This window comes from Halopseudomonas oceani, from assembly GCF_002903165.1.
GTDB classification, from domain to species: domain Bacteria; phylum Pseudomonadota; class Gammaproteobacteria; order Pseudomonadales; family Pseudomonadaceae; genus Halopseudomonas; species Halopseudomonas oceani.
The window spans coordinates 50,618-75,203 of the sequence record NZ_PPSK01000018.1; the positions used below are offsets into that span (position 1 = coordinate 50,618).

A 24,586-nucleotide genomic window follows, 5' to 3' on the forward strand; every position below is an offset into this window, starting at 1 on the left:
CGGATTATCCTCCGTTACATTGACTGGCGACGGCCAGGTTGTTGCTTGCACGTTGCTCCGCTGTGGCCTGCCGTACGGTGCGCCAGGTGTTCCAGGCCATGCACAACATGCCGGTCAGGAAGAAGGCACCACCGATTACGCGGACCACATAGCCTGGATGGCTGGCCTCCAGCGCCTCGACGAAGCTGTAGGTCGCCGAGCCGTCGACGTTCACGGCACGCCACATCAGCCCCTGGGTAATGCCGTTGACCCACATTGACACGATGTACAGCACGGTACCGATGGTCGCCAGCCAGAAGTGCAGGTTGATCAGGCCGGTGCTGTACATCTTGTCGGTGCCGAACACCTTCGGAATCATGTGATAAAGCGAGCCGAAAGTGATCATCGCGACCCAGCCCAGGGCACCGGCGTGCACGTGGCCAATGGTCCAGTCAGTATAGTGCGATAACGCGTTGACGGTTTTGATCGCCATCATCGGCCCTTCAAAGGTGGACATGCCGTAGAAGGCGAGTGCGACCACCAGAAAGCGCAGGATCGGGTCGGTACGCAGCAGGTGCCAGGAGCCCGACAGGGTCATCATGCCGTTGATCATGCCGCCCCAGCTCGGGGCCAGCAGGATCAGCGACATCACCATGCCGAGCGACTGCGCCCAGTCGGGCAGTGCGGTGTAATGCAGGTGATGCGGGCCGGCCCAGATGTAGAGGCTGATCAGCGCCCAGAAGTGGATGATCGACAGGCGGTAGGAGTAGACCGGTCGATTGACCTGCTTGGGCACGAAGTAATACATCATGCCGAGAAAACCGGTGGTCAGGAAAAAGCCGACAGCGTTGTGCCCGTACCACCATTGCACCATGGCATCGGTAGCACCGGCGTAGACTGGGTAGGACTTGAACCAACTGATCGGAATGGCCGCGTGGTTGACGGTGTGCAGCACCGCAATCACCAGAATGAAGGCGCCGAAGAACCAGTTGCCAACGTAGATATGGTGGGTCTTGCGGCGCATCAGCGTGCCGAAGAAGACGATGGCGTAGGCGACCCAGACAATCGCCATGAGCACCGCCCCGGTAAACTCGATCTCGGCGTATTCCTTGGTGGTGGTCAAGCCCTGCGGCAGGGTCACCAGCATGGTGACGATGACCGCCTGCCAGCCCCAGAAGGTGAACGCGGTCAGGCGCGGTGCAATCAGTGGCGTCTGGCAGGTGCGCTGCACAGCGTAGTAGCTGGCGGCAAACTGGGCACTGCCGGCAAAGCCGAAGATCACCAGGCTGGTATGCAGTGGTCGCAGCCGGCCGAAAGTGGTCCACGGCAGGTCCATGTTGAGTGCCGGCCAGACCAGTTGGGAGGCAACCAGCAAGCCGACGGCCATGCCGACCACGCCCCATACCACGGTCATGATGGTGAACTGACGCACCACCCGATAGTTGTACCTCTGCGCAGCAGTGTTCTGCATCTTCAGGCCCTTCATAGCAGTGAGGCGACGCATGTCGCGATAACGCCTGCACTCTAGGGCTCAGTGGCAATACAAAACAGACTCAGAGGTTGCTGCAAAAAGCAGATCAGATGGCCGGCGGCTGACCTTAGTGGCCAGCCGTCAGATGCCGGGCGATACCGCGCTTGAGCGGTACCAGCTGCTGCGCCGCTCGCAGCGCCGCGCCGCGTAGCAGACGCATGGGTAGCTGGTCGCTGGTGTAGCATTCGACCAGCAGGTTGGTCGCCTGGTACAGCGGCCAGGTAGCCAGTCGCTGCTGGCGCTCGTAGCGGCCGAGCAGGGCGATTGAGCCAATGTCGCGGTTGCGCCGGTGAGCGTCGATTACCAAGCGGCTGAGTCGCTGCACGCTACCCAACCCGAAGTTGAAGCCGTGGGCGGTAACCGGGTGCATGCCGACCGCCGCATCGCCGATCAGCGCGCTGCGGTGCGCGGTCAGGCGGCGCGCGTAGGCGCCAACCAGCGGGTAAACGTTGCGGCCGCTGGCAAGCTCCATAGCACCGAGTCGGTGATCGAAGCGACTTTCGATCTCGCGGGCAAACGCTTGCGGGTCCAACTGATGGAGTAGCTCCATCTCCCGTGGTGGCAGGGTTACGACGACCGAGGACTGTTTGCCATTGAGTGGCAGCAGGGCCAGGGTTTGGCCGTAGCCGAACCATTCCCAGGCAATGTGTTGATGATCGACTTCGTGGTTCATGCGGCAGACCATCATCGTCTTGCCGAAGTCCTTCATCTGGGCGCCGATGCCCAGCATTCTGCGGGTTTCCGAGAAGCGGCTGTCGGCGGCGATCAGCAGGCGAGTCTCCAGACGAGTGCCGTCGTTCATGACCAGTTCGATGCCGCCGCTATGCTGATGTACCTGTCGCAGTCGAGTTTCGCACATCAGGTGGACGCCGCCTGCTGCCTGCAGGCTTTGCCAGGCGGCCAGGCGAATGGCCCGGTTGGCAACCAGGTGGCCGAGGTGGTCGCTGCCGGCGTGGCGCGCCTGAATCTGCAGGGCAAAGGGTGACGGGCCGTTCATGACCTTGGCATCGCGCAGCAAGGCAACGTCCTCAGCGGGCAGCCTGGACCAGATATCAAGCTGTTCCAGCAGCGCCTGGGAAGCGTGGGTCAAGGCAATCTCGCGGCCGTCGAAAACAGGGTCGGCCAAGCTGGCCTCGCTCTGGCGCTCGATTAATACGATGTTCAGGCCGCTTTCGGCCAGTGCGCGGGCCATGCACAGGCCGCTTGGGCCAGCCCCGATAATGGCAATGTCGCAGTTCATGCGCAGCGTCTCCCTGAGAACAAAGGCCCTCAGTCTGCGCCTGACGGATTGGCCGAATATTGCTCTGGGTCAGTGTGGCGACACGGTGCACTGCGGCCGGCTGTCGCAGCGGCTCAGAAGGCGGCGAGCAGTCGGCCGAGTGTGGCCATGGCCTGCTCGCTGGGCTCATCCCAGGGGTGGCCATAGTTCAGTCGCGCGCAGTTGCGGTAGTGCCGGTTGGCCGAGAAGATCGGCCCCGGTGCCAGGCTGATGCCCTGCGCCAGCGCGTGCTGGAACAGCTGCAGCGAGTCCACCCGCTCGGGAAATTCGAACCATAGAAAGTACCCGCCATTGGGGCGGCTGACCCGGGTCTCGCGCGGAAAGTGTCGCGCGGCAGAGGCCAGCATTGCCCGTTGCTGACTCTCCAGCGCATGGCGCAACTTGCGCAGGTGACGGTCGTAGCCGCCGTTTTGCAGGTAGTCGGCCAGCGCGGCCTGGGCGGGCACCGACGGAGAAATGGTGGTCATCAATTTGAGACGGCTGACCTGTTCGGCAAAGCGGCCGGCAGCCACCCAGCCCACCCGGTAGCCGGGCGCCAGGCACTTGGAGAACGAACCGCAGTGCATCACCAGCCCGTCGGTGTCGAAACTCTTGACCGGTCTGGGCGGTTTGGCGCTGAAGTACAGCTCGGCGTAGACATCGTCTTCGATCATCGGCACCTGATGTTGTTTGAGCAGGGCATAGAGCTGCTTTTTCTTGGTATCGCTCATGCTGGCACCGAGCGGATTCTGCAGGCTGCTCATGAACCAGCAGGCCTTGATCGGGAAGCGCTGCAGGCTGTCGGCGAGACTTTCGAGGTCGATCCCTTCGCGTGGATGCACCGGGATCTCGACTGCCTTGAGCTGCAATCGCTCCAGCACCTGCAAGGTGGCGTAGAAAGCAGGGCTTTCGATGGCGACCAGGTCGCCGGGCTGGGTGACCGACTGCAGGCACAGGTTGAGTGCTTCCATCGCACCATTGGTGATCACCAGTTCTTCCATCGGCAGCAGCATGCCGCTGACCATATAGCGCAGGGCGATCTGGCGGCGCAGGTCGGGGTTGCCGGCGGTCATGTCGGCAATCACCGAGTGGGGTTTCATGTCACGTGCGCTGCTGGCCAGCGACCGCGACAGCCGCGCCAGCGGAAACAGATCCGGGCTCGGGAAGGCCGAGCCGAAGGCGACCATCTCCGGGTCCTTGAGTGAGCCAAGGACCGAGAACACCAGTTCGCTGACGTCCACATCGACGCTGCTGGAGGCGTAGGGGCTGATGTTCGGCTCGCTCAACTGGCGCCGGGCCAGCGCGTGGACGAAATAGCCCGAACGGGGTCTGGCCTGAATCAGGCCGCGATCCTCCAGCAGGTAGTAGGCCTGGAACACGGTCGATGGACTGACCCCGTAGGTGCGGCTGGCGTGCCGTACTGAGGGGACCTTTTCGCCCGGGGCGATGACCCCGGTGCGGATCAGCTCGGCGATGTCATCGGCCAGCTTTTCGTAGCGTTTCATCCGGTCCTGTGGTTCTGAGGGTGATGTTCGCCACTGTAGGCCATCAAGCGCGCTCATGCGATATCAACGCACCGGCGGCGAGACGAAGGTGCTCTCGTCGCTGACCTTGCTCGTTGCATCGTTCAGGTCCTCCACCACAAATTCCAGCGGCTCGCTGCCGGCGGCAACGGGCGGGTCGCGACGACTGACTCGCACGGCAACCGTGCCGGTCTCGCCCGCAGCAACCTGCAGGCTACCGAGGCCCTGCGTCTTGAAGCGATCTGCGTCCGTCAGGCTCAGACGGTACTCGCGGTCCTGCTGGGTTTTGTTCAGCACCTTGAGGGTGTAGATGTTCTCGATGTCGCCATTGCTGTTGGCGCGGAACACGCTGCGGTCCCGGCTGATGTCCAGATCGACCACCGGGCGGGCCTGCAGGCCCCAGACCAGTCCGCCAATCATCAGTAGCAGGACACTGGCGTAGCCGACCAGACGCGGACGCAACCAGTGTGTTTTTCCGCCCGCCAGCGCGTGCTCTGAGGTGTAGCGAATCAGTCCGCGGGCATAACCCATCTGATCCATGACGCCGTTGCAGGCGTCGATGCAGGCGCCACAGCTGATGCAGTCGATTTGCAGACCGTTGCGGATGTCGATACCGGTCGGGCAGACCTGCACGCAGACGGTACAGTCGATGCAGTCGCCGAGACCTGCGGCGGCCGGGTCGCTGTTTTTCTTGCGCGGGCCGCGGGCTTCGCCGCGTGCGGCGTCGTAGGTCACCAGCTGGGTGTCCGCATCAAACATCGCGCTCTGGAACCGAGAATACGGGCACATGTGCACGCATACCTGCTCGCGCAGCCAGCCGGCGTTGAAGTAGGTGGCGGCGGTAAAGCACAGCAGCCAGAACGCGGTGGTTGCGCCAACCTGCCAGCTCAGCAGGTCGCCGACCAGATCGCGCACCGGGGTGAAGTAACCGATGAAGCCGATGGCGGTAGCCAGGCTGATCGCCAGCCAGAGACCATGCTTGGCTCCGCGGCGCAGCAGTTTGTTGAGCGACCAGGGCGCGGCGTCCAGGCGAATGCGCTGGTGTCGCTCGCCTTCGGTGACTTTCTCCACCCACATGAACATCCAGGTCCAGACGCTCTGCGGGCAGCTGTAACCGCACCAGACGCGGCCGGCTACCACGGTGATAAAGAACAGGCCAAAGGCGGCAATCATCAGAATGGCTGACAGCAGGATGAAGTCCTGCGGCCAGAAGGTCGCGCCGAAGATATGGAACTGCTTGCTGTCCAGGTCCCAGAGCACGGCTTGCTGGCCGTTCCAGTCGATCCAGGCGGTGCCGAAGAACAGCAGCATCAGGGCGCCGGCTCCCAGCAGGCGGAAGTTGCGGTACAGGCCCTTGAAGCTGCGGGTATGAATGGGTCCGCCCTGCTGGGCGGGCGTCAGGTCTTTCAGGGGAATATGGCTGGTCATGGCATCACGGCTCTTGGATTTTCAGGCTGTGGCGATGATGCGGGGACAGCTGATCTGGTAACAGATTCAGATTGGATGGAAAAAGCCAGATCAGATGGGGGCGTAAGGATGCTCTAGGCTACGTTAGGCAACGCTTTACGGAGCGTTTTCTGTGTCAACTGATACGGTTTTTTTAGCAGGATCTGAGGCTGGTATGGGTTCAGCTGCATCCGCATAGTAGCCGCCTACTAGATGATCCTGTGCGGGAGGCCTGCTGCTTGCGGGAACTGCCGCCTGCCGAGAGGTGAGCATGTACCACTACGATGAGTATGACCGGGCGCTGGTTGCCGAGCGGGTCGCCCAGTTTCGTGATCAGATCAGCCGGCGGCTGAGCGGCGAGCTGAGCGAGGAGGAGTTTTTGCCACTGCGCCTGCAGAATGGCCTGTATCTGCAACGGCATGCCTACATGCTGCGGGTGGCGATTCCCTACGGCACGCTGTCGGCCGATCAGCTGCGCGCCCTGGCGGGCGTCGCCCGCGACTTTGACCGCGGCTACGGCCACTTCACCACGCGTCAGAATATTCAGTTCAACTGGATCGAGCTGGAGCAGGTGGGCGACATTCTGGCCCGGCTGGCGGCGGTCGACATGCACGCGATTCAGACCTCCGGCAACTGTGTGCGCAATATCAGCACCGACGCCTTTGCCGGGGTGGCGGCCGATGAGGTGCTCGACCCGCGGCCGCTGGCCGAGATTCTGCGCCAGTGGTCGACGATCAATCCGGAGTTTCTCTACCTGCCGCGCAAGTTCAAGATTGCCCTGTGCTCGGCCAGCGAAGACCGTGCGGCGGTGATGATGCACGACATCGGGCTCTATCTGTACCGGGATGCCGCGGGTGAGATGCTGTTCGACGTCATGGTTGGCGGCGGCCTGGGGCGTACGCCGATTCTGTCGCAGCCGATCCGTCGGGCGCTGCCCTGGCAGCACCTGTTGTCCTACGTCGAGGCGGTGCTGCGGGTCTATAACCGCCACGGCCGCCGGGACAACAAGTACAAGGCGCGCATCAAGATTCTGGTCAAGGCGCTCGGCATCGACGCTTTTGCCCGCGAGGTCGAGGCGGAGTGGGAGCACATCAAGGATGGCCCCGCCGAGCTGACCCGCGACGAGTATGAGCGCGTCGCCGCCAGCTTTCAGCCGCCGAGCTACCCGCCGCAGCCAGCGGTGGACCTGGAATTTGGCAGCGCGCTGGCGCGCGACGCCGGGTTTGCCCGCTGGGTGCAGCGCAACACCCACGCACACAAGCAGCCGGGCTACGTGTCGGTCACGCTGTCGACCAAGCCCGGCGCCGACATGCCGCCCGGTGACGTGACTGCCGAGCAGATGGAGCAGGTGGCGCTGATGGCCGAACGCTTTGGCTTCGGTGAGATTCGGGTCGCCCACGAACAGAATCTGGTGCTGCCGGATGTCGCCAAGGCAGACCTGTACGCGCTCTGGCAGCAGGCCTGCGAGTTCGGCCTGGCGACACCCAATATCGGCCTGCTGACCGACGTGATTGCCTGCCCCGGCGGCGACTACTGTTCGCTGGCCAACGCCAAGTCCATTCCGGTGGCACAGGCGATTCAGCAGCGCTTTGCCGACCCCGAGCTGCTGCAGGATCTGGGCGAGATCAGCCTGAACATTTCCGGCTGTATGAACGCCTGTGGTCATCATCACATTGGCAATATCGGCATTCTTGGCGTCGATAAAAACGGCAGCGAGTGGTACCAGCTCACCATCGGTGGGGCGCAGGGCAAGCAGAGCGCGCTGGGCAAGGTGATCGGTCCAGCCTTCAGCGCCGAGGACGTGCCCGAGGTGATTGCCCAACTGGCCGATGTGTACCGCGAGCAGCGGGTTGGAACCGAGCGCTTTGTCGATACCGTCGCGCGTATCGGCCTCGCCCCGTTCAAGGCGCGGGTGTATCCGGCGCAGGAGGTGCGCGCATGAACAATCTGATACGGCTCACCGAGCATGGGCCTGAACGGGTGAATGAGGACCTATGGACGCTGGCGCTGACCGGTGAGGAGCCCGCCGATGGTCCTCGGATTCTCAGTCTGGACGGCTGGCTGCAATCCCAGTCCGAGGCGGTGCTGAGTGGCCTTGAACCCTGCGCGGACGCGGTCTGCCTGCAACCCGATGACGAGGCCGAGCGGCTGCAACCCTATCTGGCGGTGCTACCGCTGATTGCCGTGCTGTTCCCGAGCTTTCGCGACGGCCGTGGCTACAGCCAGGCTTACCTGCTGCGCACCCGCATCGGCTGGACCGGCGAACTACGCGCGGTGGGGGATGTGCTGCGTGATCAGCTCAGCCACATGCGCCAGTGCGGCTTTGATGCCTTTGCCGTGCGCGAAGACAAATCTGTCGAGGATGCCATCAAGGGGCTGAGCGGCATGAGCGTGCTCTATGGGCGCTCGGCGATTGAGCCGCGGCCGCTGTTTCGTCGGCGGACCAGCGAATGCTGAAGGGGTTGCTCTTGCTGGTGGTGATGCAGGCGGTTGGTGCGTTACTGCAGGCTGTCTGGTTGCCTATGCTGCCCGCGCCGGTCATCGGTTTGCTGCTGCTGTTGGCGTTGCTGGTGCTGCTGGGTCGGATTCCTGAGTGGCTGGAGCAGGCGAGCGCTGCGCTGCTGGGTTACCTGCCGCTGATGCTGGCGATTCCGGCAACCGGTATTCTGCTCGGCGGTGATGTGCTGCTGGCGCAACTGCCTGCGATTGGCGCGGGGTTGGTCGTGTCGCTGCTGCTGTGTATTCCGCTGTGCGGCGTGCTGATGCAGCGGCTGATGACCGGGAGGCGAGAGGATGAGTGACGCGCTGCTGCAGGTGGTCCATGCGCCACTGACCGCCATCGCGCTGACGCTGGCGGCTTTTGTGTTTGCGCTCTGGCTCTACCGACGCACCGGCTGGCTGGTGCTGCAGCCGGTATTGATCACCATGCTGCTGATTATTGCCGGTATCCGCCTGTTGCAGCTGGACTACGCCGCCTACCGTGAAGCTGTTGTGCCTATCGCCTGGCTGCTGGGGTCCACCACGGTCGCGCTGGCGGTGCCTTTGTATCGGAATTTGCGGCGTATTCGCGCCAATCTCTGGCCGGTGCTGGTGACACTGCTGGTCGGCGGTGGCGCCAGCGTGGCGTTGACCTTGCTGGCCGCCTGGTTACTGGGGGCAGACCTGCCGGTGCTGATGACCCTGGCGACCAAATCGGTAACCATGCCGATTGCCATGCCGCTGGCCGAGCAACTGGGCGGGCTGGCGGCGCTGGCCGCGGTGCTGGTGATGTTGACCGGTGTATTGGGCACCGTCATGTTGCCGCCGTTGCTGAAGCTCGCCGGGGTCAATCACCCGGCGGCGCGGGGCGTGGCCTACGGTATGAATGCGCATGCGGTGGGCACGGCTCGGGCGCTGGAAGAAGGCGATGAGTGCGCTGCGTTCTCCGCACTGGCGATGGGCTCACTCGGCGTGCTTACCGCGTTGCTGTTGCCTGTTGCGGTCCTTGGCTGGCGCTGGTTGGGCGCTTTAGGCTGAATCGGCTAGGCTCATCAGGAGTGTTCCGATCAATCAACGGAGGCGTAGGCGATGGGTATTGCGAACCACGAGTTGCATGGGGAGTTTCCCCAGTACAGCGATCTGATCGACCAACTGGCCGAGGCGGATGCCCACTTCAAAGAGCAATTGCATGAGTATGCCAGTCTGGATCGGGAGATCATGCGGCTGGAGAAACGTGAATCCCCGGTGGAAGACACCACCTTCCAGCAGATGAAAAAACAGCGTGCCCATCTCAAGGATCAGCTCTACAACACGTTGCTCAAGGCCGCACAGGACTGAATCCGTGCGCTTTGTCTGCCGGGTGCATCAGCCGCCCGGCAACGCCTCTGGGCGGAGGTCGAACACCAGCACCTCGGCCCCTTTGCCCTGATCGATGTCCAGCCGCTGAACCTTGCGCAGGGCCAGTCCGTCTCCCGCTTTCAGCCGCTGGCCGTTGACCCGCAGCTGGCCGCGGGCCAGATGCACGTAAGCGTAGCGCTCGGCCGACAGCTGCAGGCTGGCCTGTTCATCAGCGTCAAACAGGCCGGCGTAGACGCGCGCGTCCTGCTGAATTTTCAGGCTGTCCCTGGCGCCATCCGGGCTGAGGACCAGCCGCAGCGTACCGCGCTTTTCCGCCTCACTGACGTGGCGTTGCTGGTAGCGCGGGGCCAGACCGGTGCGCGCCGGCACGATCCAGATTTGCAGGAAGTGCACCGGATCGCGTTGACTGGCGTTGTACTCGCTGTGGGCTACGCCGGTGCCGGCGCTCATCAGTTGCACGTCGCCCGGACGGATCACCGAGCCGTTGTGCAGGGTATCGCGGTGTTCCAGCGCGCCACCCTGCACGTAGGAAAAGATCTCCATGTCGCGGTGCGGGTGAGTGCCAAAGCCGGCACCGGGTGCCACCCGATCGTCGTTGATCACACGTAGGTCGGAAAAGCCCATGTGGCGTGGATCGTAGTAGGACGCGAAAGAAAAGCTGTGGCGCGAGCTGAGCCAGCCGTGTTCGGCCGTGCCGCGCTCGTCTGCGCGACGCAGAGTTATTTGCGGGGTCATGGTCTGTCCTCCATCAGAGGGGTTGATGGGAAGATCATACTGTCCATAATTGAGCGGATTAAGTTGCTTTTCCGTGTTTGACTGTCAATGCAGGGTGGACAATGAGTCAGCTTGAAGACATGCAGATGTTTGCCTGTGTGATGGAGATGGGCAGCTTTACCGCCGCGGCTGACAGTCTGGGCCTGTCGAAGCAGCTGGTCAGTCGGCGCGTGGCGGCGCTGGAAGAGCGGCTTGGCGTGCGCCTGCTTAACCGCTCAACCCGCAGGCTCAGTGCCACGGCGCTTGGTCAGGCCTATCTGGAGCGAGTGCAGCGCATCCTGCAGGAGGTGGCTGAAGCCGAGCAACTGATTGGCACCCAGCGCAGCAGCCCGCGCGGGGCACTACGTCTGAGCGCGCCGGTGTCGTTCGGTATTCAGCACCTGAGTCCGCTGTTGCCGGGGTTTCTGCTGCGCTATCCGGAGGTTTCGGTCGAGCTGGATTTGAGTGACCGCACCATCGATCTACTGGCCGAGGGCTTCGACATGGCGGTGCGCATTGGTGCGCTGGCTGACTCCAGTCTGATTGCCAGCCCGTTGATGCCGCTGGGCATGGTGACCTGCGCCAGCCCCGCCTACCTGGCAGCACGCGGGGTGCCGCAGACACCTGCCGAGTTGTCTGGCCACGAGTGTGTACTGTACGGTCACAGCGCGGCGGTGGAGTGGCCGTTCCGGCTGGCCGGCCGATTGCAGCGGGTTGCGGTCAAGGGGCGCTATCGGATCAACAATGGGGAATTGGTGCGTGATGCCGCCATCGCCGGGCTGGGCATCGCGAGGCTGCCGACCTTCATTGTCGAGGATGCGCTGGCGAGCGGAAAGCTGGTCGCCGTGCTGGACGCCTTCCAGCTGCCGGGCAATACCGCTTGGGCGGTGTATCCGCAACACCGGCAGGCGTCATTGCTGGTACGCCTGTTGATCGATTATCTGCGTGAGGCGCTGTCCACCGAAGGTGCATCCGCGGTCTGATGCCCTGCCACAGTGCAGGTTGACGGCGCTGCCAGAAGAGCCAGAGTTTCCAGGGCCCAAGCTGGTTAGGGGCTGCAGGGGGCAGGCGCTTTAGCGCGGACCAGACGGTACGCTCCTTGCTGTGGTCGAGGCTCATGCATTTCCGTTAGCTGGAGCCTTCAATGAGCAAACCCTTGGTTCGCTGGAACCTCAATCCGCGCCGCGCTGCGGTCATCGTCGTCGACATGCAGAAGGTGTTCTGCGAACCGGACGGCGCTCTCTATGTGCCAAACACAGCCAATATCATTCAGCCGATTCAGGCGCTGCTCGATGCCGCTCGCAGCGTTGACGTGCCGGTAATCTACCTGCGTCATATCGTGCGTGGCGATGGCAGTGACACCGGCCGTATGCGCGATTTATACCCCAACGTGGACGAAATTCTGGCCCGTAGTGAGCCGAATGTAGAGGTGATCGAGGCGCTGGCGCCACAGCCGGGTGACGTGGTCATCGACAAGCTGTTCTACAGCGGCTTCCACGGTACCGACCTGGACACCGTGCTGCGCGCCCGCGACGTGGACACCATCATCATTTGCGGCACGGTGACCAACGTCTGCTGCGAAACCACCATCCGCGACGGGGTGCATCGGGAATACAAGGTGGTTGCCCTGAGCGACGCCAATGCGGCGATGGACTACCCGGATCTGGGCTTTGGCGCGATCAGTGCCGAGGAAATTCAACGTATCTCGCTCAGCACCATCGCCTACGAGTTTGGCGAGGTAACGACGACAGCGGATGCCATTAGCCGCCTGACAGCCGCTTAAGCCGCCAGCCAGCGCATCAGCAACGCGTACTGCAGATCGGCCAGCGGCGGGCGCGGAATACGCACCCGGTGGCCGTTGCCCGGCGCCACCTCAATGGCGTTGCCGTTACGATCCTGCAGGGTTTCCAGTACAAAGCTGTGGTTGCCCTGTGGGGTCATCAGCTCCAGCTGGTCGCCGGTGGCAAAGCGGTTTTTCACCTCGATCTCGATCCAGTCGCGATCTTCCCCGGCCAGTTCGCCGACGAACTGGTGACGGCTCATGCGCGAGGCGCCTTGCTCGTAGTTCTGGTACACGCCCGGTGGATGACGGCGGTAGAAGCCTTCGGTGTAGCCCCGGTTGGCCAGGCTCTCCAGGTCGTCCATCAAGCCGAGGTTGAACGGGCGTCCGGCGACCGCGTCATCGATCGCCTGGCGGTAAACCTGCACCGTACGGGCGACGTAGAAGTGCGATTTGGTGCGGCCCTCGATCTTCAGCGAATCCACGCCCATCTGCACGAAGCGTTCGACGTGCTGCACCGCGCGCAGATCCTTCGAGTTCATGATGTAGGTGCCGTGTTCATCTTCCTCAATGGCCATCGGCTCATCGGGTTTGTCGTGCTGGGTGATGATCTGCACCGGCTGTGCGACTGGCTCGATATTGCCTTCGGCAGTTTCGACCGCGGGTTTTACGTCGTACTGCCAGCGGCAGGCATTGGTGCAGGCACCCTGATTGGCGTCGCGGTGATTGAAGTAGCCGGACAGCAGGCAGCGCCCGGAGTAGGCGATGCACAGTGCGCCGTGCACAAACACTTCCAGGCCTACGTCCGGGCAGCGTTGACGGATTTCCTCAACCTCTTCCAGCGCCAGCTCGCGCGACAGAATGATGCGCTCCAGCCCCAGCTGTTGCCAGAATTTCACCGTCGCCCAGTTGACTGCGTTGGCCTGCACCGAGAGGTGCACCGGCAGCTCCGGCCAGCGCTCGCGCACCAGCATGATCAGCCCCGGGTCCGACATGATCAGCGCGTCCGGCCCCATTGCGACCACCGGTTCGAGGTCGCGCAGGTAGGTCGCCACCTTGCTGTTGTGTGCCGCGATATTGCTGGCCAGATAGAATTTTTTGCCCTGCCCGTGCGCTTCCTGGATGCCGGCAGCCATCACCTCTGGGTTGTGGAAGTCGTTCTCTCGCACGCGCAGGCTATAGCGCGGCTGGCCTGCGTAGACCGCGTCGGCGCCGTAGGCGAAGGCGTAGCGCATGGCTTTGAGGGTGCCGGCGGGGGCCAGCAGTTCGGGAGCGTGGGGCATGATCTAGTACCGCAAGGTCGACAGAAAGTCGGCGAGCTTAGCGGAGAGGCGAAGCGCGGTTATTGATCAGAGTCAGCATTCGTTGTGCTGAAGAGGAAGGGGACTGATGACCCAGAGGCCGCGACAGCGGCCTCTGGGCGTTGCCGGCTAACCGGGATTTTGGGGTTGTGGTGGCGGTGGCGGTGGTTCGCCATTGCCATTACCTGGTTCAGGTGGCAGTTGCGGCGAGCCAGGGGCGCTGGCATGGTTGCTTGACTGGTTATCGGCGTCAGACCAACCGGCGCCGACACCGAAGTCGAAGCGGCTGTTACCGAAGTTGTAGCCCACATTAGCGTCGCCATAGTAGCCGTTGCCGAGATAGGCGACCCCGACATTTGGCCGCAACCCGCCGTTGGCGAAGACGTAGTCCAGACCTAACACTGCCGCAGCCCGGTCAGCTTCATCGTCCGAAAACGCCTTGATACCGACGGCTGGTCCCTGGCCGAAGATATAGCTGATACCAACACCGAAACCAACATCGCTGGCGCTGGCTGTTAGTGGCAGCGCGCTCAAGGTTGCTGCCAGCGCAGTAGCACCAAGCTTGATCCGTAAGTGTTTCATATACTCCTCCTTGGTTACGGTGCACAGTGTCTTAGTTATAGCAGGAAGTGACAAGTAGTTGACGATAAAAAAATCATTTTTCGATTTCGGCATTTTAATGTCGGTCGCATTGATTGGCTGCGGCTCGCGCGACAGCGGACAATTCGGCACTATCGCAATACCCTCCCCTGAATGAGATGACCGATGGATATCAGCCTGGCCCGCACTTTTCTGGAAGTCGTTCGCAGTGGCAGTCTGGTTGCGGCCTCCGAGCAGTTGCATGTCACTCAGGCGGCGGTTACCGCGCGGATTCAAAGTCTGGAATCCCAGCTCAATTGCAGGTTGTTTGTACGCAATCGAGGCGGGGCACGGTTGACCCGTGACGGCGAGCTGTTTATTGCCTATGCCAATCGCATGGTGCAGGCCTGGGAGGCGGCCCAGCGTGATCTGCCGTTGCTCAGCGGCATCGACAATGTGCTGCACGTTGGCGGCGAGCCCAGCCTGTGCAACCCGCTGATGCTGCATTGGGTCAGCCTGCTGCGCAAACGTCTGGACAGCCACGCGGTGTACGCTGAGGTGGGCGACGGCACCCAGCTGCAGCGCAAGCTGGAGCAAGGGGCGCTGGACGCCGCGCTGGTGTTCCAGCCGACCTACTGGCCCGGTTTGCAGGTGGAAGAGTTACTGGAAGAAAAGCTGATTCAGGTCTGTTTGCCGAGTAACCCGGAGCCCTATATCTACGTCGATTGGGGTGACGCATTCCGCCAGCAGCACGACCGTGCACTACCCGAGCGGGCCAGTGCCGAACTCAGCTTCAATCTCGGTCCGCTGGCGCTGCAGTACCTGCTCAGCTGTGGCGGCAGCGGCTACTTCCGTACGCGGGTGGTGCAGAGCTACCTCGACAGTGGCGTGCTGGAGCGGGTCCCGCAGGCGCCGGAGTTCAGCTTTCCGACCTGGCTGGTGTATTCGCGCGAGCGTGACCGAGCGGGGTTGCAGCAAGCGCTGGGCCTGCTGCGCGAGGCCGCACGCGGCGACCACGACTGGTCGCAGCGCTGGAATCCGGTGTTCTAACTCAGTCGCGCTGGTTCAGTAGGCGGCGGTGCAAGGCACTGATCAGGTCGGTTTGGGTTACCAGACCAACCAGCGTTTCCCCTTCCAGCACTGGCAGCGCGTGCAGGCCGCGCTCGGACAGGAGCGGCACCAGGTCGGTGATCGGTGCCTGAGCTGGGACCGCCGTGACCTGCGCGGTCATGACTTCGCTGATAGGCGCGCGTTCACCGAGTCGACGGCGCAGCAGCCGAAAGCGGCCGCGATCCAGCACGCTGGCGAGGTCAACCAGCGTCACTATGCCGACCAGACGCTGCTCGCTGTCGACGACCGGCAGAACCCTCAGGCGCTGGGCGCCAAGCAGATCCAGCCCCTCGCGTACGGTTGCCTCCGGGCTGATCCAGTGCACCTCCCGGGTCATGATATCAGCGGCCCTGATTGCACCGGCCCGGCGCTGGAGTGAGGCACTTTCCGCTCTTTCAATCAGTTGGCCGAGGTCCTCTCGGGTCAGGTCGACGAAGCCACCGAAGCCCTCCAGCGCCGTGTCCAGGTCATCGCCGGTAATACCGCTGCGCAGCGTAGTGTGGCTGTTGCCTGAGCGATGCAGGTCGATCTTCGGCGCCGCACGCTTGGGATAGCGAACACCGGTAAGGTTGTTGTAAAGCACAGCCAGCGTCAGCAGCGATATCGCGTTGAGCATGACTGGAAGAATGGCCCTTTCTCCCAGCGCCTGCAGTGCCGGCCCTGCCAGCACCACGCATAGCGCCACTGCGCCGCCGGGTGGGTGCAGGCAGCGCAGCATAAACATCGCCAGCAGCGACAGGCAGACCGCGAGCGAGGCCATCGGCAGGCTGTGCCCGCCCAGTTGGGCGACGGCGGTGGCCACCACGGCCGAGGTCAGGTAGCCGCCGAGGATTGACCATGGCTGGGCCAGGGCGCCGGACGGTACGGCAAATAGCAGGATGGCTGAGGCGCCGACCGGGCCGATTAGCAGCGTCGCTACCGGCGTACCGAATACCTGCTGGCAGAGCCAGACGCTAAGGCTAAGGCCCAGCGCTGCGCCAACGGTTGCGCGCAGCAATTCGCGCGGACGGGTCGCGAGTTGGCCGCCGAGCAGCGGCGAGCCCTGCCGACTGGCGGGCAGGGAGAGTTGGGTATGGTCATTCATGGTCGTGGACTACAGGCAGCAGGGCAGTATGAAAGGCCGCCTGCCCAGCGCCGCAACCAGATCAGCCGGGGAGCAGCGGTGTGGTTTTGGGCGTTGGCAGGCAAGCGGGCATGAGTGTGCGGCGCGGCTTGCCTAAAGACAAATCAATAATAATTGAGTTTGAATTCGATAATTTTTATTTGATGGGCGGGGAGCAGCTGATTGCCAGCGCAGCAAAGCCTTCTAGTGTGCGATCGACAAAGTGCTCGTCGCTGTTGCCTGCAGCACCCGGTAGCAGGCCGTGAATGACCAGCGAGGTCAGTCCGTGGATGTAGGACCACGCGGCGACAGACGCCTTGCGTACGTCAGAGCTATCCAGCGCTTGCCCGAGGGTCTCGGCCACCATGCGCTTGAGCTCGCCAAAGGCCGCCAGACGTTCGCGCTGGAGTGCCGGAATCAGGGTTTCGTCGGTGAACTCCGGGCCAAACATCAATTGGTACAACGCCGGGTTGCTGCGGGCAAAGTGCAGGTAGGCGAGGCTGCCGCCGCGCACCTTGTCGAGCCCTGAGCCGCTGCTGTAAGCGCGTTGCAGCGCCGCTGCCAGCTCTGCAAAGCCCTGCGCGGCAAGGTGGCTTATCAGCTCGTTGCGGTTCTGGAAGTGGTGGTAGGCCGCCGTTGCGCTGACCCCGACTCGCTCTGATACCGCACGTAGCGACAACTTGGTCGGGCCGACCTCCTCCAGCAGCGTGCGGGCTGCAGCCAGCAGTTGCGGGGCCAGATTGCCGACGTGGTAGGCGTCGCGGGAGCGTTTTGCGGGTTTTGCCATGGAGCCTATGTCTCTGCTGCGGTGATGACGCTGTGGGCGCATCCTAGCATGGTGTTATCTTGACGTTGTTAAGATTGCGTCGTAACGTGCCCATTCACCGGTGCTTGCGCTAGCAGGTTGCCGGTTATTTTTTGGCTCAATCTTAACAATGATAAGTTTGCTGGTGTGGTACCAGCGCCAAAGGAGAATTCCATGTCTGAACTGCAACTCCACCCCGCAGCGGCGGCCAGCCTTGAGCATTGGCACCGGATGGTTGAGCGCAAGGATCTGAGCGACCTGCCCAGCCTGCTGGACGCCGGTGCGGTGTTTCGTTCGCCGATGGCGCACTCTCCGTACCCGGGGGCCGAGGTGGTGGCGACCATCCTCGGCACGGTGCTGCAGGTGTTCGAGAACTTTACCTATCACCGCCAGCTGGCGACGGCCGATGGCTTGAATGTGGTGCTGGAGTTCAGCGCCGAGGTGAACGGTCGTCAGCTCAAGGGCATCGATATGGTGCGCTTTAACGAGGCCGGCAAGATCGTCGAGTTTGAAGTGATGGTGCGGCCGCTGAGCGGCTTGCAGGCGCTGGGGCAGGAGATGGGCAGTCGTCTGGCCAGCTATCTGGCGGCAGCCAAGGTCAAGGCGTGAGTCGGCGGGGCCGTGTGGCCCCGCTGTCAGTAGTGATACCAGCGCAGCTGCAGGGTGAATTCGGTCTGCGGCGCGCTGAACTGGCTGAACTCGCGTGAGGCCTGCAGACGCAGCCCCAGATTGCGGCTCAGCTCCCATTGCTGGGCCAGAGCCAGGCTGCGGCGCACTTCACCGTTGTCAAAGTAGTCGCCGCGGCCTTCTGCCAGCAGGCTGCCCAGCGGATTGCGCCACAGTAGCCCCAGGTTGAAACCGGCAGCGGCATTCAGCGGTGCATCGAAGTCACGATGATGTTCCAGCCGCAGGGTGGCCAGGCTGTAGCCGAGCACGCTGTCCCACGGTTGCCAGGCAAAGCCGCCGCCGCCGTTGAGGTGCGGCGCCAGCCGGCGTTTGCCGTTCTCGCCCGCGATCCGCTCCCAGCCGGTGGCAACCTGCCAGGACCACGGCTTGAGCAGTGCGCTGCGGGGTGTCAGCGAGCGGATGTTGACCAGCTCCAGCTGTTCCAGCTGCCAGTGATTGCCCTCGTACTGGCGCAGTTTCAAGTCGCCAATTTCGATCTGCGCGCCAAGCGGAAAGCCTGCCAGATTGTCGGCCAGATCGTGGTAGGCCATACGCAATCCGTATTCGGCGAAGGCGCGGTCCTCGCGGCTGCCTGCGGCCAGCTGCCAGGTGCGGGACTCGTGCCCAAACTCGGGATAGGTCGGCGTCTCGATGTTCAGCGCCGGTGGCGGGTTGCGATTGATGGCCTGCAGCAGGGCGTAGCTGTTGGCGGCATCGGCCGAGTCTCGTGCCTTGCCGCTGGCCTCGTAGCGCGCCAGCCGGTAGGCGGCTTCCTGAATCAGTGCCTGACGTTCGCGCGGCAATGCCGCAAAGGTGCTGCTCTGCAGCTGGGTGCTGTCACCGGCCAGCACGGTCACCCACTGTGCTTCGTCAGCGGTCAGGGGCGCAGCGCGGGCCAGCAGCTCGCGTTCGCGTGAAGGGCGGTAGTTCACGTCGGTGATCAGCCCGGCCTCACGCACTGCGCGCACGGTATCGGCGGGGATGGCGGTCAGGGGGAACTGGTCGGTCAGGCGCAGCGACGGCCGGGCCACTTCCAGTAGCTCGAGCAGCCGGAAGGAGCAGTTTTCGTCAAAGAAGTAGTAGTCGAAGCGGACCTGACGCAGTTCCCACACGTGCTCGACCATGCGCGCGGTCTCTTCCGGGCTCAGATCAAGTTGGTACTCCCACAGGTCGCGGTTTTCCAGTCGGCTGTATTCGCTGATCTTGTCGCGGTAGGGCAGCAGCGAGAATTGTCCGGGGTAGCCGCCGGCCAGCCCTTTCCAGGCGTAGAGCACGCCGTTGTCCATGTTCTCGACCATGGCCCCGAAGTTGAGTGCATAGGTCAGCAGGCTGGTGCCGCTACCGGCGGTTTCCGGTGAGTCGATACGCAGCAGGGTATGACCGAACATCGATGACGGGCTGTTCAGATAGGCGTCTGGAAACACCAGCACGGTGGAGTACGGCGCGATGTCCTCGTACCACTCGTTGTACTCGCTGCAGTTCGGTGTCGGCAGGTCTTTCAGGTTCAGCTGTTCACGCAGCCAGCGGGTACGTGAGGGATAGCGGCATTGCACATGGTCGTTGCCCAGTGCAGCGCTGGCATACAGACCGTCGAGGGTCGCACTCAGCTCGGCTGCGGGTGATTCAGCGCCGTTGCTGGCGAGGAAAAAGGCGTTGTCGTCTACATAACTACGCCAGCCGCCCCAGCGAGCGGGCTGGTAGTGGCCCAGCGTCAGCCAGAAGCGATCACTGGCCAGGGCATCGCGTTGTTCTTGGGTGAGCTGTGGTTTGGCCTGCGCCTGCAGGCAGAGGCTGCCGAGCAGCAGTGGAACCAGACATCTGAGCATGGAGGCTCTCATCGGAGGGAGTCAGCACGGCACGCACAAAGACAGAAGGCCGGGCTTGCGCTCCGGCCTTCTGTTAGGTGTTGCCGCGATCAGGCTTGTTCGGCGTACTTGGACAGAACAGCATCCTGGCGCATAACGCTCAGGGTGGCGGCGTGAACCTGCTCGGCAGTGACATCAGCGCTGGGGAAAATCTCGCTGAAGTGGGCGTGGGTGACGGCGGCGAAGTGGTCGCGATCTTCCGGCTGAATGCCCAGAACGACGGCGTAGGTGGTCAGCGCTTCGCCTTCACCGCGAGCGACGTCTTCGGACAGCTCGTTCATGATGCTGCCCAGAACCAGCATCGGCTTGCCGTTGTAAGTCAGACGACCACTGGTGTCACAGCCGTTGGTACCAGAGGTCATGCCGAAGGTGGCGTTACCGGAGGTGCCATTGGTGATGGTGGCTACCAGATGGGAAGGCAGACCGCTCTGCCCTTCGAACAGCATGTTGCCCCAGCCGCAACCGGGGCCGCCCGGAGCAACTGCAAATGCGTTGAAAGAGGCGGCTGCGAAGAGCGTACCGATGAGAATCCGTTTCATATCTCAGGTTTCCGTGTTGTGGGTGATGAAGGGAATCTAGCAGCGCCGGGCGGGTGTTGCAATTTAGTGGCGAATTAACGTCTGTTTAATGACGACCGGTTGGCTTAATGGCGCTGTGAACGCGGCGCCAGAGGGGTTCAGGTTCGTTTGTGTGCCTGCCCGGAGGTCGTGCCGGGAGGGCTGAGCCGTAACGGCACCAGCTCGGTGTTGTGATAGCCAAAATGAGCTCTGCTTCAGGTGCCGACTCAGTTCAGCGGCTGGTCCCACTGGAACCGGTAGGGCGATCCTGCCTCGTCGCTGTGACATTGTCCGTTGTCGGCGTTGGCCTGCACCAGATACCACACTCGCTCGTCGGCGTCTTCGATCTGCCTGGCCTGCTGCGGGTTGAAACAGGCTGCCAGTTCCTGCGGGCTCACCAGCGCGTAGCTATCGGGGTGCTGGCGCAACCAGTCGACCACCGGTTCGATGGCGCCGTTGCCGAAACCGAAGTGCACCAGTGGTTGGCGGGCGAACAGCCAGTGGCCTTCGCGCCAGCGGTTGAGCACCAGTGGCGCGCCGCCGGTCTGCGCGGCAACGTCGCGCATCAGCAGGTCGCGGTGATTGGCGCCTGTGTGCAGGGGCTCGATAAAGCCGCGGGCGAACCAGGCGGCGAACCAGGCCAGCGTCAGCCAGAGCAGGACGCCGCGTGCCCGTGGGCGCTGGCGGAACCAGCGGCGCAGCAACCATGGCACCAGTGGGGCGATGGCCAGCACCAGCGCAGGCAATGCCGGGTAAATGTAGAGCTTGCGTTTGCCGGTGCTAAGGCTGAAGAACAGCAGCACCAGTGCTACCCAGCCGAGCAGCAGCAGATAGCGGCTGTCCTGCTTGCGCAGCTGGCGGCGCCAGGCGGGCAGCATCCACGGCAGGGTTAGCACCAGCGGCAGCCAGTACTTGGGGATTACTGCGGTGAAGAAGTACCAGACGGGTTCCCGGTGATGCCAGGCCGCGCTGTAGCGCTGGGCGGTCTGTTTGAACAGGATCTCGTGCAGGTAGGCACGGCTGGCGTCGTCGCCATGCAGCAGGACCTTGATCACCACCGGGACCAGCCAGGTGCTGACGGCGGCCAGCGCAACCAGCAGTCCGAGCACCCAATGCCATGACCGGCCCTGCATGCGGCTGACGCCGGGCCAGTTGCGGTAGCGAGCGTAGCCGTATGGAATCAGCAGTAGCGCGGGCAGGAAGCCGACGCCCTTGCTGATAATGCCGAACCCCATCGCAGCGCAGGCAACGTAGTACCAATGCCACGCGGGACCGAGCAGCAGGTGGCGGACCATGCCGTAGAAGCCGATGGCGGTCCACAGCAGCAGAAAGCCGTCGATCTGGCCGACGCGCTGAATGCTGAAGGTCTGGTAGGTTGCCAGAAACAGCAGGGCGGCGACCAGCCCGACGCGACGGTTCCACAGACGACAGCCGAGGTCGTGGATGCACAGGGTGGCGACCAGTGCCGCCAGCAGCGCGGGCAGAAACAGGGCAATCGCCGGGGCGATGCCGAGTGAGATCAGCCCGGCCAGTGACCACATGAACAGCGGCGGTTTGTCTGGATAGATTTCGCCAGCGCGATGGGGGATCAGCCAATCGCCGTTCTGCAGCATCTCTAGCGCCACACCGAGAAAGCGTTCCTCATCGACGATGGACGGGGTGCGCAGCCCAAGCCCGGCGCCTATCAGCAGCAAGGTCAGCAGCCCCAGGAACAGGCGCGCGCGTCCGGGATTGGCCGCCAGCAGGCTGAACTGGCGGGACAGGCTGGTGATCATCTCAACTCTCCAGCTCGACCGGTTCGGCGTCCAGGCGGGTGCGGCGGATCAGCCACCAGACGCCAATCAGGTCGAGAATGCCGACCAGCGCGCGGTCCAGGTTGCCGTAGTTGGATACTCCGGCGCTGCGCGGCCGGTGATTGACCGGCTGAATGCGAATCTGGCCGCCGTGGCGCTGAATCAGCGCCGGGATGAACCGATGCATGTGATCGAAATAGGGCAGGCTGAGAAACGCCTCGCGTTCGATCAGCTTCAGGCCGCAGCCGGTGTCGGGTGTCCGGTCCCTAAGCAGGCTGCTGCGCAGGCGATTGGCAAAACGCGAGGCCCAGCGCTTGCTGGGGCTGTCTCGGCGGTTGACCCGGTGGCCGGCAATCAGCTTCAAGCTAGCGGGCGCGTCAGCCGCACGGACCAGCCCAAGCATGGCCGGAATGTCTACCGGATCGTTTTGCCCGTCGCCGTCCAGTGTTGCCAGCCAGGGCGCGCGGGCTGCCTTTGCCGCGTGATGAATCGAGGTGCTTTGGCCGAGCGAGCGGGCATGACGGAGAATGCGCAGCTGGTGGTAGCCGCCGCGCTTGAGTTGTTGCAGCAGTTCGCCAGTGTGGTCGGTGCTGCCGTCGTCAACGACGATCACCTCGAACGACTCGGCCGCCAATGCCTGGCGAATCTCCGCCAGCAGCGTCGGCAGATTCTCCGCTTCGTTCTTGGCCGGAATCAGCACCGACAGAGCAGGTGTTTGGGTCATGTTGCGGGCCTCGGGTTGGGACATGGCTCAGGGTTTCTCACCAAGGGCGGCGTCAATGCGCGCGTCCAGGCTTAAACCGTGCCGATAGCGGTGATACAGCCAGGCGCCGAGGGCGCCGGACAGCAGAAACAGCAGCACGGCCAGTGCCATACGCAGGGCGGGGGCCACCGTTATCCCGCTGCCAACCAGGGCAAAGACCAGGCTTTGCGGCAGGTAACCGAGCAGGCTGGCGACCAGAAACGGCGTGGCGCGTGCGCTGGAGATGCCAGCGGCCAGGTTGGTCAGGATGTTGCTGCCAACCGGTAGCAGGCGAATCAGCAGCGTCATGCCAAACGGGTTGGCATGGATGAAACGGTCAAGCCGGACGGCGTGGGGCCCTAGCCTGCCCTGCAGCAACTGGCGGCCGACTAGGCGGGCGTAGCCGAACGACAACGCGCAACCGATCAGCGTCGCCAGTGCACCGAGCAATGTGCCGGGTAACAGGCCGAAGGCATAGCCGGCCAGGAAGGCGATGATCTGGCGCGGCAGTCCGACGGCGGTAAACAGCCCGCCCATCAGCAGAAAAAGCACTACCCCGGTCTGGCCCTGGCCACGCACGTGACTGTCGATCCAGCCTTCGTTGATGGCGCTGCCCAGATCACTCTGATCGAACAGATAGCCGATCAACGTCAGGCTGAGGATGAACAGCAGCCCTTTAGCGATGACCCGCAGGCGCGTCAGGGCGCGAGCAGGGCTGGTATCGGGACGGCCAGATGAACGCATTGGGTCAGGTCCGGTAGAAGGCGCGGTACCAGTGCACGAAGCGACTGACCCCGTCTTCCAGCTCGATGGTCGGGGTAAAACCGGTCTGCAGCGTCAGCGCGCTGACATCAGCCCAGGTCTGCGGCACATCGCCGGGTTGCATTGGCAACATGCGCTTGCGCGCCGCAATGCCGGTCGCCTGCTCGATGCAGTGCACAAAATCCAGCAGCCGAACCGGTGCGCCACGGCCAACGTTGAACAGCCGCGCCGGGGGAATCGGTCGGGGTGTAGCGGGGGGCTCGGCGCAGGGCGGGCAGTCCTGAATACGCAGGACTGCCTCGACAATGTCGTCGATGTAGGTGAAGTCCCGGGACATGTCGCCGTTGTTGTAGATATCGATCGGCTGGTCCTCGAGGATCGCCTTGGTGAACTTGAACGGCGCCATGTCCGGCCGTCCCCAAGGGCCGTAGACGGTGAAAAAGCGCAGGCCGGTGGTGGACAGCTGGTAGAGGTGCGAGTAGGTCTGCGCCATCAGTTCGTTCGAACGCTTGGTCGCCGCATACAGCGATACCGGATGCTCTACGGGATCGTCGGTAGAGAACGGCACCTTGGCGTTCATGCCGTAAACCGAACTGCTGGAGGCGTAGATCAGGTGGCGGGTCTGGTGCTGGCGGCAGGCCTCAAGCAAATTGACGAAGCCGCTCAGGTTGGCATCGGCATAGGCATGAGGGTTCTCCAGCGAGTAGCGTACCCCGGCTTGCGCAGCCAGGTGAATGACCCGCTCGAAGTGGCACTCGGCAAACAGGGCGGCGAGGGCCGGGCGGTCGCTGATATCCAGCAGGCGGAAGCGAAAGTTCTTTTGTTTGGCCAGCTCGCTGAGGCGCGCCTGCTTCAGTGCGACGCTGTAGTAGCTGTTGAGGTTGTCGATACCGACCACCTCATACCCCGCCTGACACAGCCGCAGCGCGGTGTGAAAGCCGATAAACCCGGCTGCCCCGGTTACCAGAATCTGCATGCGGACCGGCAGCTGGCAGCGACTGAGAGACGCACGGCAAGGCACCACAATGGGGTGTCGAGCGCGCTGGTGACAAAGCTGAGAGCCTTCATGTACCGCCCTTGGCAAGATGATCCTGCAGCCTAGCGAGCCGATGTGACGGTTTGATGGTCCTGCCCTGACGCGCAGGGCCTGCCGAGCGGGCTAGTCCATCTGAGTTATAGGTAGCGCCGGGAGCCAGC

General features: G+C 63.2%; 24 protein-coding genes. 9 read left to right on the plus strand and 15 right to left on the minus strand.

The annotated features are described in order from the left end of the window. Nucleotides 1-4 precede the first annotated feature (4 nt). The 4 genes from ccoN to ccoG all read right to left on the minus strand — a co-directional run bounded on the left by ccoN (nucleotide 5) and on the right by ccoG (nucleotide 5,719). Nucleotides 5-1,450, minus strand: coding sequence for a cytochrome-c oxidase, cbb3-type subunit I (gene ccoN, locus C1949_RS15640; protein ID WP_104739438.1), 1,446 nt, complete (start codon nucleotides 1,448-1,450; stop codon nucleotides 5-7). Between the two features lie 127 nt (nucleotides 1,451-1,577). Continuing rightward, complete coding sequence (ubiM, locus tag C1949_RS15645; RefSeq protein WP_104739407.1) at nucleotides 1,578-2,750, minus strand: 5-demethoxyubiquinol-8 5-hydroxylase UbiM; 1,173 nt, start codon at nucleotides 2,748-2,750, stop codon at nucleotides 1,578-1,580. Between the two features lie 113 nt (nucleotides 2,751-2,863). Next, a complete protein-coding gene (gene mapR, locus C1949_RS15650; protein WP_104739408.1) occupies nucleotides 2,864-4,273 on the minus strand; it encodes a GntR family transcriptional regulator MpaR in 1,410 nt (469 codons plus the stop codon). Between the two features lie 63 nt (nucleotides 4,274-4,336). Further along, nucleotides 4,337-5,719 carry a cytochrome c oxidase accessory protein CcoG gene (gene ccoG / locus C1949_RS15655; protein WP_104739409.1) on the minus strand — a complete coding sequence of 461 codons (1,383 nt, stop codon included), beginning with the start codon at nucleotides 5,717-5,719 and terminating at the stop codon, nucleotides 4,337-4,339. Between the two features lie 289 nt (nucleotides 5,720-6,008). On the opposite strand from ccoG, the gene C1949_RS15660 reads away from it, so the two are divergent. The 5 genes from C1949_RS15660 to C1949_RS15680 are packed head-to-tail and all read left to right on the plus strand — an operon-like array spanning nucleotide 6,009 to nucleotide 9,553. Further along, entirely contained in the window at nucleotides 6,009-7,679 is a 1,671-nt protein-coding gene (locus C1949_RS15660; protein ID WP_104739410.1) for a nitrite/sulfite reductase, read from the plus strand. Then, nucleotides 7,676-8,194, plus strand: coding sequence for a DUF934 domain-containing protein (locus tag C1949_RS15665; RefSeq protein WP_104739411.1), 519 nt, complete (start codon nucleotides 7,676-7,678; stop codon nucleotides 8,192-8,194). The genes C1949_RS15660 and C1949_RS15665 overlap by 4 nt, the downstream gene beginning before the upstream one ends. Then, nucleotides 8,188-8,538 (plus strand): CidA/LrgA family protein, encoded by a 351-nt coding sequence (locus C1949_RS15670; protein ID WP_104739412.1) that lies wholly within the window; start codon nucleotides 8,188-8,190, stop codon nucleotides 8,536-8,538. The genes C1949_RS15665 and C1949_RS15670 overlap by 7 nt, the downstream gene beginning before the upstream one ends. Continuing rightward, complete coding sequence (locus C1949_RS15675) at nucleotides 8,531-9,253, plus strand: LrgB family protein (RefSeq protein ID WP_104739413.1); 723 nt, start codon at nucleotides 8,531-8,533, stop codon at nucleotides 9,251-9,253. Before C1949_RS15670 ends, C1949_RS15675 begins: the two co-directional genes overlap by 8 nt. A 51-nt stretch (nucleotides 9,254-9,304) precedes the next feature. After that, on the plus strand, nucleotides 9,305-9,553 hold the full coding sequence (locus C1949_RS15680) for an HP1242/YdcH family protein (protein WP_104739414.1): 249 nt from the start codon (nucleotides 9,305-9,307) through the stop codon (nucleotides 9,551-9,553). Between the two features lie 27 nt (nucleotides 9,554-9,580). Here the strand turns inward: C1949_RS15680 and C1949_RS15685 are convergent, their stop codons facing one another. Continuing rightward, complete coding sequence (locus C1949_RS15685) at nucleotides 9,581-10,309, minus strand: pirin family protein (protein WP_104739415.1); 729 nt, start codon at nucleotides 10,307-10,309, stop codon at nucleotides 9,581-9,583. A 101-nt stretch (nucleotides 10,310-10,410) separates the two neighbouring features. Here C1949_RS15685 and C1949_RS15690 point away from each other — a divergent pair, with 101 nt between their 5' ends. Further along, nucleotides 10,411-11,310: a LysR family transcriptional regulator gene (locus C1949_RS15690; protein WP_104739416.1), complete on the plus strand. Its 900-nt coding sequence runs from the start codon at nucleotides 10,411-10,413 to the stop codon at nucleotides 11,308-11,310. Between the two features lie 161 nt (nucleotides 11,311-11,471). After that, nucleotides 11,472-12,110, plus strand: coding sequence for an isochorismatase family protein (locus C1949_RS15695; protein ID WP_104739417.1), 639 nt, complete (start codon nucleotides 11,472-11,474; stop codon nucleotides 12,108-12,110). On the opposite strand, the gene trhP is transcribed toward C1949_RS15695, so the two are convergent. Together trhP and C1949_RS15705 are read right to left on the minus strand one after the other, a co-directional pair. Continuing rightward, entirely contained in the window at nucleotides 12,107-13,390 is a 1,284-nt protein-coding gene (gene trhP, locus C1949_RS15700; protein ID WP_104739418.1) for a prephenate-dependent tRNA uridine(34) hydroxylase TrhP, read from the minus strand. The genes C1949_RS15695 and trhP overlap by 4 nt on opposite strands. Before the next feature lie 147 nt (nucleotides 13,391-13,537). Further along, nucleotides 13,538-13,990, minus strand: coding sequence for a hypothetical protein (locus C1949_RS15705; RefSeq protein WP_104739419.1), 453 nt, complete (start codon nucleotides 13,988-13,990; stop codon nucleotides 13,538-13,540). A 183-nt stretch (nucleotides 13,991-14,173) separates the two neighbouring features. On the opposite strand from C1949_RS15705, the gene C1949_RS15710 reads away from it, so the two are divergent. Beyond that, nucleotides 14,174-15,037, plus strand: a complete 864-nt coding sequence (locus C1949_RS15710) for a LysR family transcriptional regulator (protein WP_104739420.1) — start codon at nucleotides 14,174-14,176, stop codon at nucleotides 15,035-15,037. A 1-nt stretch (nucleotide 15,038) separates the two neighbouring features. On the opposite strand, the gene C1949_RS15715 is transcribed toward C1949_RS15710, so the two are convergent. Then, the gene (locus tag C1949_RS15715; protein ID WP_104739421.1) at nucleotides 15,039-16,181 is read right to left on the minus strand and encodes an HPP family protein; all 1,143 of its coding nucleotides are present in this window, start codon (nucleotides 16,179-16,181) and stop codon (nucleotides 15,039-15,041) included. A 175-nt stretch (nucleotides 16,182-16,356) separates the two neighbouring features. Next, a complete protein-coding gene (locus C1949_RS15720) occupies nucleotides 16,357-16,986 on the minus strand; it encodes a TetR/AcrR family transcriptional regulator (RefSeq protein ID WP_104739422.1) in 630 nt (209 codons plus the stop codon). A 192-nt stretch (nucleotides 16,987-17,178) separates the two neighbouring features. Here C1949_RS15720 and C1949_RS15725 point away from each other — a divergent pair, with 192 nt between their 5' ends. Continuing rightward, complete coding sequence (locus C1949_RS15725) at nucleotides 17,179-17,613, plus strand: nuclear transport factor 2 family protein (RefSeq protein WP_104739423.1); 435 nt, start codon at nucleotides 17,179-17,181, stop codon at nucleotides 17,611-17,613. Between the two features lie 26 nt (nucleotides 17,614-17,639). On the opposite strand, the gene C1949_RS15730 is transcribed toward C1949_RS15725, so the two are convergent. From C1949_RS15730 to C1949_RS15755, 6 genes are all read right to left on the minus strand, one after another. Beyond that, nucleotides 17,640-19,496: an Lnb N-terminal periplasmic domain-containing protein gene (locus C1949_RS15730; protein ID WP_104739424.1), complete on the minus strand. Its 1,857-nt coding sequence runs from the start codon at nucleotides 19,494-19,496 to the stop codon at nucleotides 17,640-17,642. 89 nt (nucleotides 19,497-19,585) lie between these two features. Then, entirely contained in the window at nucleotides 19,586-20,074 is a 489-nt protein-coding gene (locus C1949_RS15735; protein ID WP_104739425.1) for a DUF3015 domain-containing protein, read from the minus strand. 245 nt (nucleotides 20,075-20,319) lie between these two features. Continuing rightward, on the minus strand, nucleotides 20,320-21,867 hold the full coding sequence (locus C1949_RS15740; protein ID WP_104739426.1) for an ArnT family glycosyltransferase: 1,548 nt from the start codon (nucleotides 21,865-21,867) through the stop codon (nucleotides 20,320-20,322). Between the two features lies 1 nt (nucleotide 21,868). Continuing rightward, nucleotides 21,869-22,609, minus strand: a complete 741-nt coding sequence (locus C1949_RS15745; RefSeq protein ID WP_104739439.1) for a glycosyltransferase family 2 protein — start codon at nucleotides 22,607-22,609, stop codon at nucleotides 21,869-21,871. A gap of 27 nt (nucleotides 22,610-22,636) precedes the next feature. Beyond that, on the minus strand, nucleotides 22,637-23,371 hold the full coding sequence (locus tag C1949_RS15750; RefSeq protein WP_104739427.1) for a TVP38/TMEM64 family protein: 735 nt from the start codon (nucleotides 23,369-23,371) through the stop codon (nucleotides 22,637-22,639). Between the two features lie 4 nt (nucleotides 23,372-23,375). Further along, entirely contained in the window at nucleotides 23,376-24,365 is a 990-nt protein-coding gene (locus C1949_RS15755) for an NAD-dependent epimerase (protein WP_104739428.1), read from the minus strand. Between the last annotated feature and the right edge of the window lie 221 nt (nucleotides 24,366-24,586).

What these genes read in the sequence shown, in the direction of transcription:
- C1949_RS15715 (WP_104739421.1), bottom strand. Translation starts at nt 16,181, where the DNA reads ATGAATGACCATACCCAACTCTCCCTGCCCGCCAGTCGGCAGGGCTCG.
- C1949_RS15720 (WP_104739422.1), bottom strand. Translation starts at nt 16,986, where the DNA reads ATGGCAAAACCCGCAAAACGCTCCCGCGACGCCTACCACGTCGGCAAT.
- C1949_RS15680 (WP_104739414.1), top strand. Translation starts at nt 9,305, where the DNA reads ATGGGTATTGCGAACCACGAGTTGCATGGGGAGTTTCCCCAGTACAGC.
- C1949_RS15710 (WP_104739420.1), top strand. Translation starts at nt 14,174, where the DNA reads ATGGATATCAGCCTGGCCCGCACTTTTCTGGAAGTCGTTCGCAGTGGC.
- ccoN (WP_104739438.1), bottom strand. Translation starts at nt 1,450, where the DNA reads ATGCAGAACACTGCTGCGCAGAGGTACAACTATCGGGTGGTGCGTCAG.
- ccoG (WP_104739409.1), bottom strand. Translation starts at nt 5,719, where the DNA reads ATGACCAGCCATATTCCCCTGAAAGACCTGACGCCCGCCCAGCAGGGC.
- C1949_RS15705 (WP_104739419.1), bottom strand. Translation starts at nt 13,990, where the DNA reads ATGAAACACTTACGGATCAAGCTTGGTGCTACTGCGCTGGCAGCAACC.
- C1949_RS15725 (WP_104739423.1), top strand. Translation starts at nt 17,179, where the DNA reads ATGTCTGAACTGCAACTCCACCCCGCAGCGGCGGCCAGCCTTGAGCAT.
- C1949_RS15660 (WP_104739410.1), top strand. Translation starts at nt 6,009, where the DNA reads ATGTACCACTACGATGAGTATGACCGGGCGCTGGTTGCCGAGCGGGTC.
- C1949_RS15740 (WP_104739426.1), bottom strand. Translation starts at nt 21,867, where the DNA reads ATGATCACCAGCCTGTCCCGCCAGTTCAGCCTGCTGGCGGCCAATCCC.
- C1949_RS15695 (WP_104739417.1), top strand. Translation starts at nt 11,472, where the DNA reads ATGAGCAAACCCTTGGTTCGCTGGAACCTCAATCCGCGCCGCGCTGCG.
- C1949_RS15735 (WP_104739425.1), bottom strand. Translation starts at nt 20,074, where the DNA reads ATGAAACGGATTCTCATCGGTACGCTCTTCGCAGCCGCCTCTTTCAAC.
- trhP (WP_104739418.1), bottom strand. Translation starts at nt 13,390, where the DNA reads ATGCCCCACGCTCCCGAACTGCTGGCCCCCGCCGGCACCCTCAAAGCC.
- C1949_RS15685 (WP_104739415.1), bottom strand. Translation starts at nt 10,309, where the DNA reads ATGACCCCGCAAATAACTCTGCGTCGCGCAGACGAGCGCGGCACGGCC.
- ubiM (WP_104739407.1), bottom strand. Translation starts at nt 2,750, where the DNA reads ATGAACTGCGACATTGCCATTATCGGGGCTGGCCCAAGCGGCCTGTGC.
- mapR (WP_104739408.1), bottom strand. Translation starts at nt 4,273, where the DNA reads ATGAAACGCTACGAAAAGCTGGCCGATGACATCGCCGAGCTGATCCGC.
- C1949_RS15665 (WP_104739411.1), top strand. Translation starts at nt 7,676, where the DNA reads ATGAACAATCTGATACGGCTCACCGAGCATGGGCCTGAACGGGTGAAT.
- C1949_RS15750 (WP_104739427.1), bottom strand. Translation starts at nt 23,371, where the DNA reads ATGCGTTCATCTGGCCGTCCCGATACCAGCCCTGCTCGCGCCCTGACG.
- C1949_RS15670 (WP_104739412.1), top strand. Translation starts at nt 8,188, where the DNA reads ATGCTGAAGGGGTTGCTCTTGCTGGTGGTGATGCAGGCGGTTGGTGCG.
- C1949_RS15745 (WP_104739439.1), bottom strand. Translation starts at nt 22,609, where the DNA reads ATGACCCAAACACCTGCTCTGTCGGTGCTGATTCCGGCCAAGAACGAA.
- C1949_RS15675 (WP_104739413.1), top strand. Translation starts at nt 8,531, where the DNA reads ATGAGTGACGCGCTGCTGCAGGTGGTCCATGCGCCACTGACCGCCATC.
- C1949_RS15755 (WP_104739428.1), bottom strand. Translation starts at nt 24,365, where the DNA reads ATGCAGATTCTGGTAACCGGGGCAGCCGGGTTTATCGGCTTTCACACC.
- C1949_RS15690 (WP_104739416.1), top strand. Translation starts at nt 10,411, where the DNA reads ATGAGTCAGCTTGAAGACATGCAGATGTTTGCCTGTGTGATGGAGATG.
- C1949_RS15730 (WP_104739424.1), bottom strand. Translation starts at nt 19,496, where the DNA reads ATGCTCAGATGTCTGGTTCCACTGCTGCTCGGCAGCCTCTGCCTGCAG.